This is a genomic window from Enterococcus sp. 10F3_DIV0382, from assembly GCF_002140245.1.
GTDB classification, from domain to species: domain Bacteria; phylum Bacillota; class Bacilli; order Lactobacillales; family Enterococcaceae; genus Enterococcus_B; species Enterococcus_B lactis.
The window spans coordinates 1,265,727-1,281,268 of record NZ_NGMF01000001.1 but is presented as its reverse complement, the minus strand read 5'-3'; the positions used below and the strand labels follow the sequence as shown (position 1 = coordinate 1,281,268).

General features: G+C 39.5%; 20 protein-coding genes. All 20 read right to left on the bottom strand.

Going from position 1 to position 15,542, the window contains the following annotated elements; translation table 11 throughout:
* Positions 1–339 precede the first annotated feature (339 nt).
* Genes A5849_RS06515 through A5849_RS06420 form a run of 20 tightly spaced genes read right to left on the bottom strand, consistent with a single transcriptional unit; the run spans position 340 to position 15,506 of the window.
* A complete protein-coding gene (locus tag A5849_RS06515) occupies positions 340–1,359 on the bottom strand; it encodes an N-acetylmuramoyl-L-alanine amidase (RefSeq protein ID WP_086310023.1) in 1,020 nt (339 codons plus the stop codon).
* 10 nt (positions 1,360–1,369) lie between these two features.
* Complete coding sequence (locus tag A5849_RS06510) at positions 1,370–1,567, bottom strand: phage holin (protein ID WP_002319084.1); 198 nt, start codon at positions 1,565–1,567, stop codon at positions 1,370–1,372.
* A 15-nt stretch (positions 1,568–1,582) separates the two neighbouring features.
* Entirely contained in the window at positions 1,583–1,825 is a 243-nt protein-coding gene (locus A5849_RS06505) for a hemolysin XhlA family protein (RefSeq protein ID WP_002312831.1), read from the bottom strand.
* Between the two features lie 35 nt (positions 1,826–1,860).
* Positions 1,861–1,998: an XkdX family protein gene (locus tag A5849_RS06500; protein ID WP_086310022.1), complete on the bottom strand. Its 138-nt coding sequence runs from the start codon at positions 1,996–1,998 to the stop codon at positions 1,861–1,863.
* 1 nt (position 1,999) lies between these two features.
* Positions 2,000–2,446 (bottom strand): hypothetical protein, encoded by a 447-nt coding sequence (locus A5849_RS06495; RefSeq protein WP_086310021.1) that lies wholly within the window; start codon positions 2,444–2,446, stop codon positions 2,000–2,002.
* A 13-nt stretch (positions 2,447–2,459) separates the two neighbouring features.
* A complete protein-coding gene (locus A5849_RS06490; protein WP_256923995.1) occupies positions 2,460–4,646 on the bottom strand; it encodes a BppU family phage baseplate upper protein in 2,187 nt (728 codons plus the stop codon).
* Entirely contained in the window at positions 4,646–5,692 is a 1,047-nt protein-coding gene (locus A5849_RS06485; protein ID WP_086310020.1) for a hypothetical protein, read from the bottom strand. Before A5849_RS06485 ends, A5849_RS06490 begins: the two co-directional genes overlap by 1 nt.
* Complete coding sequence (locus A5849_RS06480) at positions 5,692–6,711, bottom strand: phage tail protein (RefSeq protein WP_002347945.1); 1,020 nt, start codon at positions 6,709–6,711, stop codon at positions 5,692–5,694. The genes A5849_RS06485 and A5849_RS06480 overlap by 1 nt, the downstream gene beginning before the upstream one ends.
* A gap of 8 nt (positions 6,712–6,719) precedes the next feature.
* A complete protein-coding gene (locus A5849_RS06475; protein WP_047937741.1) occupies positions 6,720–7,550 on the bottom strand; it encodes a phage tail family protein in 831 nt (276 codons plus the stop codon).
* 10 nt (positions 7,551–7,560) lie between these two features.
* Positions 7,561–11,280: a tape measure protein gene (locus A5849_RS06470; RefSeq protein ID WP_086310019.1), complete on the bottom strand. Its 3,720-nt coding sequence runs from the start codon at positions 11,278–11,280 to the stop codon at positions 7,561–7,563.
* Entirely contained in the window at positions 11,280–11,471 is a 192-nt protein-coding gene (locus A5849_RS06465; protein ID WP_086310018.1) for a hypothetical protein, read from the bottom strand. The genes A5849_RS06470 and A5849_RS06465 overlap by 1 nt, the downstream gene beginning before the upstream one ends.
* A gap of 23 nt (positions 11,472–11,494) precedes the next feature.
* Entirely contained in the window at positions 11,495–11,806 is a 312-nt protein-coding gene (gene gpG, locus A5849_RS06460) for a phage tail assembly chaperone G (protein ID WP_038809483.1), read from the bottom strand.
* A 47-nt stretch (positions 11,807–11,853) separates the two neighbouring features.
* On the bottom strand, positions 11,854–12,099 hold the full coding sequence (locus A5849_RS06455; protein WP_201800530.1) for an Ig-like domain-containing protein: 246 nt from the start codon (positions 12,097–12,099) through the stop codon (positions 11,854–11,856).
* Positions 12,100–12,119: 20 nt separating this feature from the next.
* Entirely contained in the window at positions 12,120–12,680 is a 561-nt protein-coding gene (locus A5849_RS06450) for a major tail protein (protein ID WP_086310016.1), read from the bottom strand.
* A gap of 15 nt (positions 12,681–12,695) precedes the next feature.
* A complete protein-coding gene (locus A5849_RS06445; protein WP_002329393.1) occupies positions 12,696–13,067 on the bottom strand; it encodes a hypothetical protein in 372 nt (123 codons plus the stop codon).
* Positions 13,064–13,459: an HK97-gp10 family putative phage morphogenesis protein gene (locus A5849_RS06440; RefSeq protein ID WP_002290643.1), complete on the bottom strand. Its 396-nt coding sequence runs from the start codon at positions 13,457–13,459 to the stop codon at positions 13,064–13,066. The genes A5849_RS06445 and A5849_RS06440 overlap by 4 nt, the downstream gene beginning before the upstream one ends.
* Entirely contained in the window at positions 13,456–13,791 is a 336-nt protein-coding gene (locus A5849_RS06435; protein ID WP_086310015.1) for a phage head closure protein, read from the bottom strand. The genes A5849_RS06440 and A5849_RS06435 overlap by 4 nt, the downstream gene beginning before the upstream one ends.
* Entirely contained in the window at positions 13,769–14,053 is a 285-nt protein-coding gene (locus A5849_RS06430) for a head-tail connector protein (protein ID WP_086310014.1), read from the bottom strand. The genes A5849_RS06435 and A5849_RS06430 overlap by 23 nt, the downstream gene beginning before the upstream one ends.
* Positions 14,054–14,064: 11 nt before the next feature.
* Positions 14,065–14,322, bottom strand: coding sequence for an Ig-like domain-containing protein (locus A5849_RS06425; protein WP_080105918.1), 258 nt, complete (start codon positions 14,320–14,322; stop codon positions 14,065–14,067).
* Positions 14,319–15,506, bottom strand: a complete 1,188-nt coding sequence (locus tag A5849_RS06420) for a phage major capsid protein (protein WP_086310013.1) — start codon at positions 15,504–15,506, stop codon at positions 14,319–14,321. The genes A5849_RS06425 and A5849_RS06420 overlap by 4 nt, the downstream gene beginning before the upstream one ends.
* Positions 15,507–15,542: the final 36 nt, after the last annotated feature.

The window sequence follows — 15,542 nt, the reverse complement described above, 5'->3', positions numbered from 1 at the left end:
GCGATACAGAATGCCTGTCACTCGGCAAGCTGTAAAGCGAAGCCTCAAATGAGTTGACTATGAACGTAGATTTTTAAGTGGCGATGTGTTTGGACGCGGGTTCGACTCCCGCCGTCTCCATTGTGAGATTTCACCAAATTTCGCTAGATGCTTAAATCCTTATTTTATAAGGGTTTGAGCATTTTTTATTTTCGCTGATTTTCGTTAAATGAATGAAAATGGCATTCAAAATGGCATTCAAAATAGCATTCAAAAAGAACACTTTTTAATATATATGTCTTATACACATCTAGATGTGTATAAGAGACAGGTGTATCGCCCCTCAACGAGGGGCTATTTTTATCGTTTCGGAATATTTAAATACCAGCGTTTATCATGAAAATCTTGTGCTCCGCCTTTAGTGTTCCCTTCTGCATCATTCGTTGCCCGCATCATGACATAGACTTTCTTATTAGGAAAATTACGCATATTGAAAGATACATGATAACCAACATTTCCAGAAGTATTATAAGCTTGGTTTACATCTGGTCTATAAATTCCATCAGCTCTTACTCGAGCTAATTCTTTTCCAGTATTGTAGTCCATAATGAAAATATACTCGTATTTATAATTAGCAATGTGCCATCCAGCCACATGCAAGTTTGCGTTTTCGATTTCTCCAAACTGATCAATGTGGGCGTAATTTGTTCCATCTGTCAGTGTAGGATTTGCAGCACCTGCTCTAGTTGGATCAATAACTGGTTTATCATCTGAAGTTGTCGGATTATCATCCGTAAAACCATGAGCCAAATCATAGGCTAGTTTTTCTTTACTTACGCCCATTTCAGAAAGATAACCGTAAGGATCTGTATGATCGCCCCAAATATTTTGTGTTACCCATAAATGCGATTTAATTCCTGGTTGGTTATAAGGCGTGTCCAATGTTAATGGAATACCATATTTCATTGCTGAATCTCTAGCCAATTCAACATATGCTTTATAGTTCTTTTCAAAAATTGCTTTATCATGTGTGTGTTGTAACTCAATCTGCACAGGACTGTTAGCATTAGCATACGAACCAGCACCGTACTGTACATAACCAGGTTGACCGACTTGATAAACAATTCCGCCGTCTCCCACAATGTAAGCAGTGTAAGCACTAGTCCATGAACGTTGCATATACTGCGCTTCATTTCGTCCTGTCGCAGTTTCGTTTGCTGTTTCATGCAATAGAATATATTGGTTATTTGCTACTTGAGAGCTACCTTCATTTACACCTAAATTAAATTCATTGTTGATCGTATAGGCGAACCCGTTAATTGGCAATAAAAAAAGAGCCATTAATAGGCTCATCGCAGTAACAGTAATTTTCTTTTTCATTTGTTTCCTCCTATTTTTTCAAATTATAAGCCGACACACCAGTGATAACGCCTAAAAATGTTGCTACTGCATTGATAGTGAGTACTGTCATATCTGTTCCATTCCATCCATACGCTTTTCCTAACGTGGCTACTAAAACAGATGCAGCTGGTAAAACTGTTAAAACCGTCCATTTAATGATTTGATAATACTTATCTGGTAAAATCATTTCTTCTCACCTCCTTTACAATTTAGTTAAGAAATAGCCAATGATTGTAATGCCTAAGCCAATCATATAGCCCCAAGCCCATTTATTATTGTTCTTCATTTCCTTGATGTCTTCTGCATTGTTTAGTGCTACTGAATAGGCTTTATCTGCCAAATCTTTTGCACTATCAGCCTTTTCTCTAAGTGATTCGTAGTTGTCTAATTTTGTTTCAATTCTTACTAATCTCTCCACAACGTCTTGGAGCGCTTCTTCTTTCATGTTCCACCAACTTTCCAACAAAAAAAGCACATCAATTAAGATGCGCTTTCTTCTTTGCTAATAATTTTTTCTGCTTCTTCGTCTGTAATGCATAGTGGAACGAATAGTCGAACTTGATCGTCAGTAAAACAGCCCCAATCATACATCATTTTCACATCGCTAAAACTAAACATACTACTCACCTCCCTTTGAAGCTGGATTTAGTTGCTCTTTAATTTCTGAAATGTCTTTGCTATTTTGTAACGAAGCAAGCATCATTTTTGAATTGATTTGTGCTAAACTATCCGCTTTTTCTTTCGATGCAGTATTTTCCTGTTTAATTGCTACATCGCTTAGCATGAGTTTGGCGTTGATCTGCTTTAGGTTATCGTTTTCATGTTCCAGAGCCTCGTACATCGCTTTGAGATTGTTTAAATCGTTGTGATCTAGTGCGTTCGCTAAAACAATCCATTGGTTCAGTTTAGGATCAAACATCTGATCAGCGATTGTTAACGGTTCGCCATCAGCTCGAACCCCTTCAAGTGGAGGCTGATCTGTGTAAGGAACGGATACAAGCATGTCGTCCAACACTTTTCCTGCGTACTCTCCACCAGTACGTCCGTATTTCCAAATGTTTTTCATAATATTACTCCTTTCAACCTTGTGGCCATTCATCGTTTGTAAAATATGCAACAGTTCCAGAGCATCTTTGATTTGCCGGTAAATCTGCACTACCGATCATTACAGATATTCCTGAAGAATTTGCGTAAACAGATAATGCGGGATTTCTATTAGTTTTATTAGACAAAGTACCTCCCCAACCGACTAAACTAATAGGAGTATAGCCTGATGGAAAAGCCATTAAGTTTTTCCATCCAGCAAAATTAGCAGATTTATTTGTAATTTCAATATTCGCTATGACTAAACGTCCCCATCGTTCAAACCTCACGATGCTATCTTCAGTAAAATCAGTTATATTCTTTGTTGTCACTGCTTTGCTTGTAAAATTATCTTGCACAACAGAAATACCCTTCAGCTGTAACCCATCCTCAAAGTTTTTTAAACCTTCAACTGACTGTGGATCGGTCAAACTAACCGTATTATTCAAGCCTTTTTCAGTATATTCAGGCGTGATGTCCCAGCTGTAGTCGTTCGGATTGTTACTGTCTTTCAATCCTTCACCGAAGTATTTATATTCACTAATATTTGGGGTTCGTGTGTCGCCTTTTTCTAATTTTATCCATTCTACTTTACATTGACCTAAACTTGTATTTGGCACTTGATAAACATATAGTCTGCCAGTTATATCAGAAGCGCTTCTAGTTGCTTTAAATGTCAATTGCCACTCATCAACAAGACCTTCAACTGGTTTCATATCAAGAAGATTCACAGTAGAACCATTAGTTTCATATTGTACAAAACAACGGAATGTCTGTGTTGCCGGTTTAGTTCCTTTAAGTGTAATAGTATAGGTCTGGTCTTTAAGTAACTTTTCGCTTGGTGTTTTAGTTAGAAGTAAATATGAGCTACTTGTAATGCCAGTTGGATCAAGTAAATTTTTACCTAGTGTTTTTTTACTCAAATAATATGGAGCATTGAGTAGATTAGGTTGGTATGGCGTAGCTATTGTACCAATTTCTAACTTAACGTCATAGCTGACACTAACCGTTCCTTTGTCCTCACTGTTAACTGAGAATATTTGAACATAACAATTTTTCACACCAGTTAAATCAGCTTTTGTTGTCCCAGTAAATGTATGAGTGATCATTTTATCGCGTTCTACATTTTCTGGTAGTAATACATTAATGGGCGTTTCTGTTCCACCAGATGTATTTAAATATCTAACCCTAGCCCCTATAGTATTGGTCTTCCCAGTCCAATCTGAACCAACACTCATAGTAACAGTTAATGTGTACGGTGTAGATGGCTGTAAAGCAGTTATAAGATACTGATTATTAGCTTCCGCTGTGCGCGGAATACCTAAGCCAAGCGATAATATGTCGCCGGCATCAGCTGTTCTAGTTTTAGTATGAGTTATAACCCTTTTAACACTATCTTTAACTGTATCTCCATTAACTAACAAAGACCCAACCCAAGGGTCTGTAATATATGGCATTAAATTCGGATTCCCACTATAATCATAGCCCCCGAAGTCGATGCTGTTACTGTACATTTTTTTCAGCTTGCCGAGATCACCGATTTGCTGATTGGTTTGATCAATACGGTCATTCGCCTTATCAATATTAGTATTGAGAGTTGCGACATCTTGATTGGCTTTCGTGATTTTGTCGTTTGTATCTTTTACTTTCGCATCAATCTGCGTTTCGGATTCCTCAATTTTCTGTTCAATCTCTTGCTTTCCATCAGCTAGAATTTTTTCGATTTTATCAATGGTCTGACTGAAACCATTGAAATAATAATCTTCCAGCTCTGGCGTACTATCATCAATTGGACTGCGTTTGATATAAAAAGTAAAACGACCAGCTGTATCTAACGAGCGGTCGTTTGGAAAATCAATATATACGCTACCTTCTACGGTGCCTACGTATCCCAGTATATTATCCTCTAACACAATAGAAACAATCCCATTCACAGGATCTTCAATGGTGGCGAGATAGTCATGTTTCCCATAACCACCTTCTGCCGTTGCAGATTTGAACATCAAGCGAATCGGAACAGTTGTCCCTTCGGGTAAGCTTTGAGGGATGCCGTTTTTCCGAACTAACTTCATTCGAAGCTTAGCTGTTCCTCGATCATGCGACCAAAAAACAACATTCGTCCTGTTTGGACTAGTGGCTTCTGCTTGAATCACAATGATCGATTCATTCATTTTATAAACCATTAACTTAACACCTGCCCTTTGGATATAATTAGCCCATTGCCACTGATGCTTGTTGGTGTAGTTGCAAATACTGTGGAAGCCGTACCTCTAACTGTAGCATCTTCACATTTAATACCGATGTTATTTCCTGAACCAGTTAGACCTGCTAATGCTTCTGACATAAGCCTTACACGCAAAGCGACATCTTGATTAATAAATGTAGTATTACCATACATGTTTAATTTCGATACGCCACCAACATAAATGGCATTGTATCCCAAAGATTTTGTATTCTCAGAAAATTTACATTTATTTATCGCCATATAGCCAGATTGCTCGTTCATGATTCCGTATCGGTTACCACTTGGATCTATCGGAGCGTTTACAGTATCAACTATTTGAATACCAGAAATCTGTGTGTAACCTACACACGTGGTTGTCGCTAAACTCCTTACTCTTACTGGCAAATCTGAAGTTAAGGGGTTTATACTACTTATATCATTTATTGGTTTAATCATTAAGGAACGATAAGACAGCCCATTAATTACCACGTCTTCCAAATAAGCACCATCATCAATCCAAATAGTGATCGGAGCAGCAGTTATCAACGGAATGGTATTCACAGCTGTTTGAATAGTAGCATATGGCTTTTCTTCTGTACCTTCGCCGATTTTATCACTACCATTTTTTGAAACATAGATATTAATTGGTTCATTATACCCTCCAATGATTTGTTGGACTGCTTTGTTTAATTGCTCTACTTGTGCTTTCTGACTAGCGGCATTTGTAATTAATTCGCTAATTTGTTCATCTGTCAGGGTTTCGTGTTCTACCAATCTGCCTTGTAAAGTAGGAAAGGTTTCTCCCTTATTATTTACACGTGCATCCACTACTTCGTTAGGAGAATCACCTCCTGAATGAAGCACGAGATTATCAATACGACTATTCGTTGATTTGTCTTGATCAGATAGTTTCTTTTCAAGATCATTAAGGTAGTCAATGTTTTTATTAAATTTCTCTTTCCATTCCGTAGAGATACGGTTACTGATTAATTTTAATAACCCCATCAAATCACTCCTTTCTTCGCCATTTCAGCGAGTATCGACGTCATTGTTTTCTTTGTGTTGCTCAATGTGATTTCTGGTGGCTTATTTGGTATCGCTGGATACGTCTTGATTCCTACTACTTGAATATAGGTATTGATACCTAACGGCTCATAGACAAACGCCACGTAATCGCCCTTATTAGGCTCTACACGCCATTTCATAGTAACTGTGCCAGTGATTGTTGGATAGTCTTGCAAGTCTTGTTTCAAACGTTCTAGCATGTTCCCTGAAACGGTGTAACGATCATCACTAACTGGACTTTGGACACGTATACCCCATTTTTCCGACTGCTTACTTGTATATGTGATTGGCGTGAAGTAGTAAGTGTCGTCTTCCTTTTTCTTCCCAAATCCTTTAATCTGCGTTTTCAAATTAAAAGTATCAATATCAAATTTCACAGAATCGGTATTGTATTTGTAGCGTATTTGTTCTTCAGTTTTTTTACCATATTCTGAACGAGGGAAGAAAGTAAGGTTTTTGTTGTCCGGAATCACTATCGCATCATAGTCTTTCAAAATTTCTTCAACCAGTTTCAAATAGTTCCCATTCCCGAAGTTTTCTTGTTCAACTGTAAGAAATTTCTTGTTCGGATCTACAACATTCCATGTAAAACCACGGTTATCAGGTTTGAAAACATGTGCTAGCAGTTGGTTAATAGAGCGTGTTCCTGTGATTGTGTCGTACTGAAAGCCATCTTGCATGGTGTAGTAAATGTGCGTGGCTGTAACTGTTTTTGTGATTGCTGCCCCTTCGGCAGAAACGCCCATTTGTTTTACGATAAACTCTTGTCCATTGAAAAATACTGAATTTTCATAATCGACTAAATCAAAAGCCAATTCATTGAATTTTGTTTTGACAATAGTGAACGAAATTTCCCACGTTTCGTTCTCTTGCCAATTTTCAGTAAATGTACTTTTGTCGTATTCAGTCAATATTTCTTTTTTTGTTTTCTCGTAGTCTTGGATAAAAATATCTTTCAAATTCCCACCTACTTATACAAAAAATTGAAGTCCCATTTTGACTCCACTCTAGTAATATTTTGTATTTCAATTTCATTCGTTCCAACCGCTAACGTTATCAAACCTAAATTCGTGTCAATTCCGCAATTTACACCGTTCAACTTCGGATAAACACGGTCTAAAGTCAAAGTTTGGCCTAGCAACGTAGAAAACTCCGGATAGTAGATGAATCGTTCCCCTGTCGTTTTGTTGAAAATAGTCACGTTGCCTTCTGATTCACCTTCCAAAGTGATTTTTAGAGTATGTTCACGTGGATCAATAGCAAAATCGCCAGCATTATAAATGATAAAATTACTGGTTCGGTGCGTATACTTATAATCTTCCGCAACTAGGCCTTGTGAAAATTGCCATTCATTAGACAGTGAAAAATCCGATAACGTGGAAGCCATCGATTCGGAACAACCTCTAAAAACAGTGAAAGTCGCCTTGTAAGTTGCATATCTTAGACCAACTTCATTCACTTCTACTGAGTTAGGACGGACAAAGTATTTTTTGCCCGGTTCTCTATCTGTAAAAACATAATATCCTTCGTCATCGAATAGAAACGCATATAATTCAGTTTCTTTTAGTTGATAGTCATACATATTTTTGAATTCAGCATAAAATTCCACTTCGATAGTGAACGATTTGAAACTTTTTTCGACTTCTCTCGAACCGTTTGACCCTGAAAATTCTTGGTATTCTACATTTAGTTGTGGTGCTTTTCGTGCAAAAGAAATACACTCTATGCCCAATTTTTCTTTTAAAGATACTATCTCTTGATTTTTTATGAAGCGAAAATCGATTAAATAGCCATTCACTTTATCCCTCCTAACCTGTAGTATATAGCGAACGTTTCAACTGGTTACCTAAGTATCCATTTGTATTGTCTGCAATTGGTTTACCATCAAGTTTGACACTTGTGTCTTTTGCTAAAAGTTTAGATAGCAAGTTATTCTGCTGAATCATCAGTGAAACTAATGTTTCTAACGTTCCGCTCGAATCACTACTATTATTTACGCTTTTTGGTTTTACGCCTAACTTATCTTGAGTAATCGCAAGCAACTGCATTGCTCTTGATCGTTTAGCCTTATCTAACGGAATAATAATTTCTGGCTTGTTTCCTTCTGCGATTTCCGCAATTTGATGTTGGTTTACAATTCCACCGTTTGCGTAACCATGACCACGATAAGCATTTCTTAGTGAGCCATATCTTGACAACGCATATCTAATTGAAGCTAAGATGTTAGATAGTGGGTCATAGATATTACTATTGAATCCTGGCATTGCATACTGTCTGAATGTTGGGTCAATCATTTGAAGTAATCCTTTAGAAGGTGTGCCGTTTTTAGCGTTAATATCCCAGTTGTTAATTGCTCTAGGATTACCATTTGACTCTGTACGCATTTGGTTCAGCAATGCGTTTAAGTTTGCAGTACTGTATTGACCAGTCATTTTCAACGCTCTAATTGCTACATTTCGCCAGCGTTCTACGCCACTTCCACCAACGCTATCGCCACCGCTAACAAGTCCGCCCTGCGGATCTCTTACACCGTTTAAATGCACGTGGTCGTAGTGGTCACCATCAGGCCATGTCCGCCAATCATCATGCACACCTGTACCTGATTGTCCTGAACGGTCACGAACCTTACCATTTGTGATAACATAGCCGATTTTGTTTGCAAACTTCTCAAATGCGTAATTGGCTGCTTCTGTATATCTAGGGGAACCATTCACGACTCCCGGTAGTGCAATATCAATTGCGTTGTGCTTTCCGTGTGAGTATGGATCGCCTTCACGATAACCTGAGGTTACTTGAAAGCCTGGAAACTTCTTCATTACTGCAACTGCAACGTCCGCCAAGTATTTGTAAACGCCTTGCATGCCCATTGAAGTGTCTAAACTGCCACTGCTGAATAGTTCTGTGATTTTGTTCGTCAATGCTTCGGTAGCCTTACTTAGAATACCTTTACCAACATCTAAAGGATATTTGACAAGCCCTTCCAGTACGCCAAGACCATTTAACACTTTCCTAGCCAACGCTCCCGGGTCTGTTACAAAATCCCATACATCGCCGACTACATCTTTCAGCTTGTTTCCAACATCTCCAGCAAATCCTTTGACGTTGTTCCATAGATTTCCGAAAAAGCCTGTACCTTTGGCGTATCTATATCTTGGTGCTTTGTTTCCAGTCATATAAGCTGTTTCTTCAGCTGTTAGAACGTGTGTGCCTTTTGGTGCATTCAACACTACATTTCGCCCTCGTGGGATAAATGCTTGTCCGTTAGGTGTGATTACCGCTTCAGCACCTCTACCGTCATTTACCATCATAGGCCCGCCCGGATGACCTCCGTTTGGTGTTCCTTTTGCGTATTGTGGCACTTTCCATTCTTTGAGTTTGTCAGCACCCAGTTTTTCTAGTACCCATGAAGCTCCATGGATGATTGCGTTAACTGGTTTACCTATAGCTTTAAGTGCTGCGTTGAATACAGATTTAAATGCATTTGTAATTGCATTTTTACCATTTAATACTGCTCTAGCTATGTTGTTAGGTAAGTCTTTCATCCAGTTCACAACAGTATCAATACCACCACTAAATGACTTCTTGATTCCTGTCCATGTTTCTGTCACTGCTCGTGATACATTAGTTTTTATTTCTCCAAATTTGTTCCACACGTTGACTGCCCACCCTGAGATTTTACCCCAAAGCCATGACATTACTGTCCACCAATCTTTAAACCCTTGTACTAGTCTATCTATAATTGGTTTAACGATACTCCACACTGTCTGAAATGCTTTATTGACTATATTTCTAAATGTTTCTGATTTTGTATAAGCTACTACCAAAGCTCCAACCAATGCTCCTAATGCTACAACTAACCCTCCTGCTACTACAGAAATCGCTCCAAATATGGCTGAAGCTACAGCTAGTCCTTTAATTGCAAGTGTTATCCCGCCTATGATGCCCACGAGCCATGTTAGTGACTCTCTGTTATCTGCAATCCATTTAGCAAAGTCTCCCAATTTACCCATGAACTTACCTATAAAAGGCATTGCTTCTTCTATTTTGGTACTTAATGTATTGATAAAACCAGTGATGTTTTCTACACCTATTTTTTCTATAATACCTTGTATAGCATTGACAACCGTTGATTTCAATCTATCCCATGAGCCACCTAACGTATCTGTTGATTTGGCTGCTTCAACAGCTCCAGGGTTCATACCTAACTGTGTAATAGCTTGATTAAACTCATCTGAAGATATTTCTCCTTTTTCCATTGCATCTCGGAAGTTTCCTGTATAAGCTCCGTTTTTCAACATAGCATCTTGTAACAGTCCTGAAGCACCCGGTATCGCATCTGCTAATTGATTCCAGTTTTCAGTAGTTAATTTACCAGCTCCAGCGGTTTGTGTTAACATCATAGCTACTGACTTAAAAGTTTCCTCTGATCCACCTGCTACCGCATTCAAGTTGCCTGCCGCCTTGGTTAGTTCTGTATAGTTAGGGATCCCGTTAGATGCCAATTGTGCGGTTGTGTTCAGAATTTCTTCTAAACCATAAACCGTCTTATCGGCGTAGTCTTTCATTTCTATTTTCGAGCTTTCTATCTGTGATTTCCCAAAGTTAGCAAACTCCATGGTTTTGGAAAAATTTATCAATGAATCCGATGCGTTTACCGCTTCGCCAACCAAGCCTTGCACGCCACTTACTACACTGCTAATAGCGTTATGCGCTAATCCAGCAACTGCACCAAACGAAAATGCGCTTTTTAGCGAGCCTAATTTGTCTTTTAGCCCATCCAGTTTCCTAGCTGACCTTGTGGACTTGTCGCCAAAATCTTCTATTTTTTTTCCTGATTGATCGCTAGAGCTTTTGAGTGCTTCTAATTGCCTGCTAGATATTTGGCTTTGTCGTTCTAACTTTTCTAATGCCCTTTTTGCATCTTCAGTTTCATCTGCTGAATCGCCAAACTCATCAGCCATCAGTTTCACAACTTTGCGCTGTTCTTCGATAGCTTTCTCGGATAATTCCGTTTGTTTGGCTAGCCCTTTTTGTTTTGCTTCAAACGCACCAGATTCATCACCAGCGGCTTTCAACGCTTTTACTTCGGCGTTCATTTGTCGTTCATTTTCTTTGATTTCATTAGATAAATCATTGACGGCTGTTTTGGAATACACCAATTCTTTTTTTGTGTCGTTCAACTGGCGACTGTAAGCATTATATTTTGCGGTAGCATTGTTTATCTGTGTGTTAAGGATAGCAACTTGTTTCGATTCCTCGCCATACTTGCTAATCGCTTCATCACGGCGCTTTGTTAATTCTCTTACTTTGGCGCTTTGCCCTTCCATAACCGTAGACAAGTCTTTCGTCTTTTGACTAAGTGCTTCGTATGAACGTCCTGCTGAATCATAAGCCTTTAGATTGGCACGCATATTCGACTCAGCTTGTTTGACTTTCGCATTTATTTCGTCCAGCGTGTTACCAAAATTAGTGCTATCTAAACTAATCCCTAGCTTGATATTTCCTGCCGGTTGTCCTTTTCCTGCCATTATTTACCTCCTTCCTCAAGTTTTACCAAGTATTCAGCCGATAAAAATTGTTTGATGAAATCAGCACCATCTACATATTCTTCGCCACTCTCCACTTCTCCAAAAAGGTGTAACAAATAATGATAGTCGGCTTCGTCCACATCTCTCATCGTCCAACCTGCTTCGATTAAATCTTTGTAGATTTGATCCATTGCTTTCCTAGCTTCAGAAAAACTTATCTCTTTTTGCTCGCTATCTGCTTTTTTTCATTGTTTCCCAGTTCATTGATTTGTTCAAAAACACTTTCTAATGCCGGTACTAACTCGCTCGCAGTCAAACCGTCTAAAATAGCATCAAATGTAACTGCTGGATCTTGGAAAATATCTGCTGTAATTGCAATCATTGAATCAATTGCTTCTAAATCAGTTAGGTCTGCTTTTTCCGCTTTCTCGTAAAATTTGATACACTCACGCATTGCGCGTGCGGAAATATCTTGTTGTTTGAATGTTTTTTTCTTTCCGTCAAGTTTCAATTGCAATTCAATCATTTGTTTTCCTCCTTGTTTTTACAAAAAATAAGGCTAGCCAAAAATGGCTAACCTTGTGGTGCTTCAGTCACTGTAACTGTGCATGCAGCTTTCTTAGCGCCGACTTTCGTTGTTGCTGTGATAGTTGCTGTTCCTGCTTTTACTGCTGTCACTACACCTGCTGTGCTAACTGTTGCGATTGCTTCATCGCTAGTACTCCAAACAATGCCTTTGTCTGTTGCGTCGTTAGGAAGTACCGTAGCGGTCAAAGTGCCAGTTGCGCCAGTTTCTAGCGCCAGTGTTGCTTTATCCAGTGTGATGCTTTCGGGGTTAACTACTCCCCCGCTTTGTTATTTACCAAGTCCTTGAATTTTTGTAAGGTCATTTCTTCTGATTCAACGGCAGTCATAAATACATAGCCACGTTCATCAGAAATGAATTCCCCTTCGATAGAATCGGTTTGCAATTCTACCCCTTTGTCTTCAGCTGTTTTCATGTCGATATCTGGATGACTGAATTTTCCTTTGGTCATCCCCATGAATAAGCGTTTTCCTTCTTTGTTCGCTGTAACCATGACTACCGACACGTAAGGTGCTTCAGTTTCTGAACCAATTACATTTACACCATCCACGGTTTTAGCGCCAATGATTTCGCTGTAAATGCCGTTATCCATTAAGTCTGCCACGTCAAGCGTAACTTTTGGCGACGAAACGCCTTTACTTGCAATGAAGAACGGTACGTTTGAAGCGTGTGTTGTGTTAGAAGTTGCGCCTAATCCAGTAATTTTAGCTTCGATCGCTCCGCCTTTCGACTTATCTGCTACTAATTCTTTTAGAGTGCCGTCTGCACCTGTTTTTACGCCAAAAATGACGCTCTCAAATCCTACTGTTGCCATCTATTTTCTCTCCTTTTAATTTAGTGAAATATTTGCTACATATCGTTTGATAATCCGCTTTGCACCTTCCAAGTCCTCGTCATCTGTTTGTTCCGTGTATGCGCATTGCCAACCATTCCCTCTCATAACCTCATCAAGGGCAAAATAAAAGGCATCAACCTCTTTCATGGTTGACACCCATACATCTACCTGTACGTTAAATTGAATGGTCAAAGGATTGTTGCTTGCAAAATCTTCATAGTTGCCGGATATCTCTGTAATTCTGCCAACTGGAAGGCTAGGTACTGTTTGAGCTGATTCCGGAACACTATTGGTGTAAAAATCAATGTTCTTTGTTTTTTCATTGCTATTCAGAATTGAATAGACTTGTGATACTGCCGTTTTCAAAGTCCTAGCCTCCTTTTTACTTCGTCAGCAATGATTTGTGTTACTTGTTTTTCGATTTGTTTTTGTGTTTTTTGTACGAAACCTTTTGGACGTTGTTTGATTGTTCCGAACTCGATAAAGTGCATCCGCCAAGAAACATCTTTGTCATAGCCGACTTCTATCAATCCGTTTTTTACCGAGCTTGTAACCACATGGTTCTTAGCATGTTCTTGCATATACGAACCACGTTTACCGTTTGACTTCGTTCCATCCCAGTAAGGTGTGTTTTGTCGTAACTTTTCTTGAGCGTACTCCCCAGCTTTCCTAAGTGCTGGGCTTTCCACTCGTTGAACGTTTGCTTTTACTTCCCTAAGCGCTTTGTACACTTCGGTTGCATCGACTTCTACACTCATTTTGAAACCTCTTTTGCAATGACAGTGGTGAAATCTTTGGCAAACTCGCCCTTGGTGATCGTGATAATCTCAAAAGTTTTGCCTTTCCAACACACTTTCATATCATTGGTTAGCTCTGATTTTTGTTGGTAGCGGATAATGAACGTCAGTGTTCCTTCCAAAGCCGTACCAATCGACGCCTTAACGTCACTCAAGCGTTGTGTTTGAACACAAGCCCAACATGAAAAAACAGTCTCAGGCGTGGTGACCAGCTGGCCGTCCTCGTCCTTGACTGTCGTATCCTTTATAAAGTCAATACGTTGACTTAGGTCACTCGTCTGTATTAACGCCATGATCTAGCCCCCTCAACTGCTGGATAAGCGCAGTTACGCCGAACGGAATTTCATTCAGCGCCTGCGTAGAAGTACCTACTCTGTTTTCGTACCAGTTAGAAACAAGCAACGTCACAGCGTAATCAAAGCGTTTATCAGCAGTCATTTCTACCTCAATCGAGCCTAAAATGAATTCTTCTGCTGTTTTTTGGAGCATTGCGAGTAAATCATCATCCAAGTCATGATCCACTCGCAAAAAGTTTTTCAACTCGCTTAATTCCATTCAATCACCGCCTATTCAGCAGTTACGGTAACTTCACACACCGCAGTTTTTCCGTTTGCAGTTGTTGCAGTGATTGTTGCTGTACCAGCTGCAATACCTGTGATTTTGCCTTGAACCGGCGTTACTGTGGCAATTGCCTCATCGCTAGAACTGTATTTAACCGATTTGTCCGTTGCGTCAGCTGGCAAGACAGTCGCTGACAGTGTTTCTGATGCCCCCACCGCAAGCGTAGTCGTTGTTTTGTTTAACGTTACGCCGGATGGGTCTATGCTTTTGGGCCCAGTGTTACGTAAAAGCCTGCAGCAGTGTCGGCTACTTCAACATCGAAACGAATAAACCCGGCAAGTAATTGACCATAAACATCGTTATCAACCCAACGAACTGACGCTTGTTGACGGTCAAAGTATTTAACAAAAAGTGAAGGGTCGCCCACGAATGCTACTTTGTCGCCTGCTGTTTTTCCAATTACATCATCCGCCATTACAACAACTTCACGCCCTAATAGTTTGTAACCAGACGCGACAGTCACATCTTGCTGCAATAAATAACGTCCGTCATTGTCTTTCATTTTGTCTAACTCGTTGAAGAAACTTTGAGAAGCAATGAATTTGACTGCATACGCTGGATCAATCGCAACGTTCACGATGTCTTTCAAATCGTCAATCGTAGTAACAGTTTTAGCTGTTGCTGTTTGCAACTTAGCCGCAATTTCAGCGTTTGATGTATTCAAAGATTGGCGTTGGATATTTTCAGCGACCAATCCGCCTAGATCGATATCAGAATCGTCTAATGCTTCTTGAGAAAGTGGAATGTATCCACGGTAAGTTTCAATTTGGTAATTTACTTTTGTAAATACAGGGTTAGCTAACGCTGGGTTTTTAGCCAATTCAGCCACAGAGATCATTTTATTTTTGTTAGCTTTCAAAATTGGATATGATCCTGTACCTGTCGTAACTGGTACACGGCCAACATGTTGACGTAAATCGACCACTGTTTCAGGTTGTTTTTCTGGCTTTGTGATACGATCGATTGGGATAACGGCTTCTGCTCCGACAGTTGTTAAGCCATCACGCGTTTCCCCTTTTGTTCGAATAAATTGATTAATTGAGCGTGTTTCCTTTTCTTTTTTGTCATCCAAGATTACTTCCATAGATCGATTCTCCTCTTCTTTCTTTTTTTCGTCCTTTTTAGGTGGAATAGGTGGTACTTCTTCCTTTTCTTCTAGTTCTTTATCCTTTTCAGGATCAGCCGGTTCTTCTGTCTCAGGCTCTGTTTTAGGCTCATCAGAAGCTCCTAGACCTTTTAGTTCGTCTTCTAGCTCTGTCTTGAGTTGTGCTTGCGTTTCTTCTTGCTCTTTATTAGCCCGAATCTGAGCTAACAAGCCTTTTGCTTTTTCCAAATCGCCTGCATCAAGCGCTTTTTGTGCTTCTGCTTTTAACTTTTCGTTATCCAAATCGCTTTCCTCCTTTGTTTTTGGGTATAAAAAAAG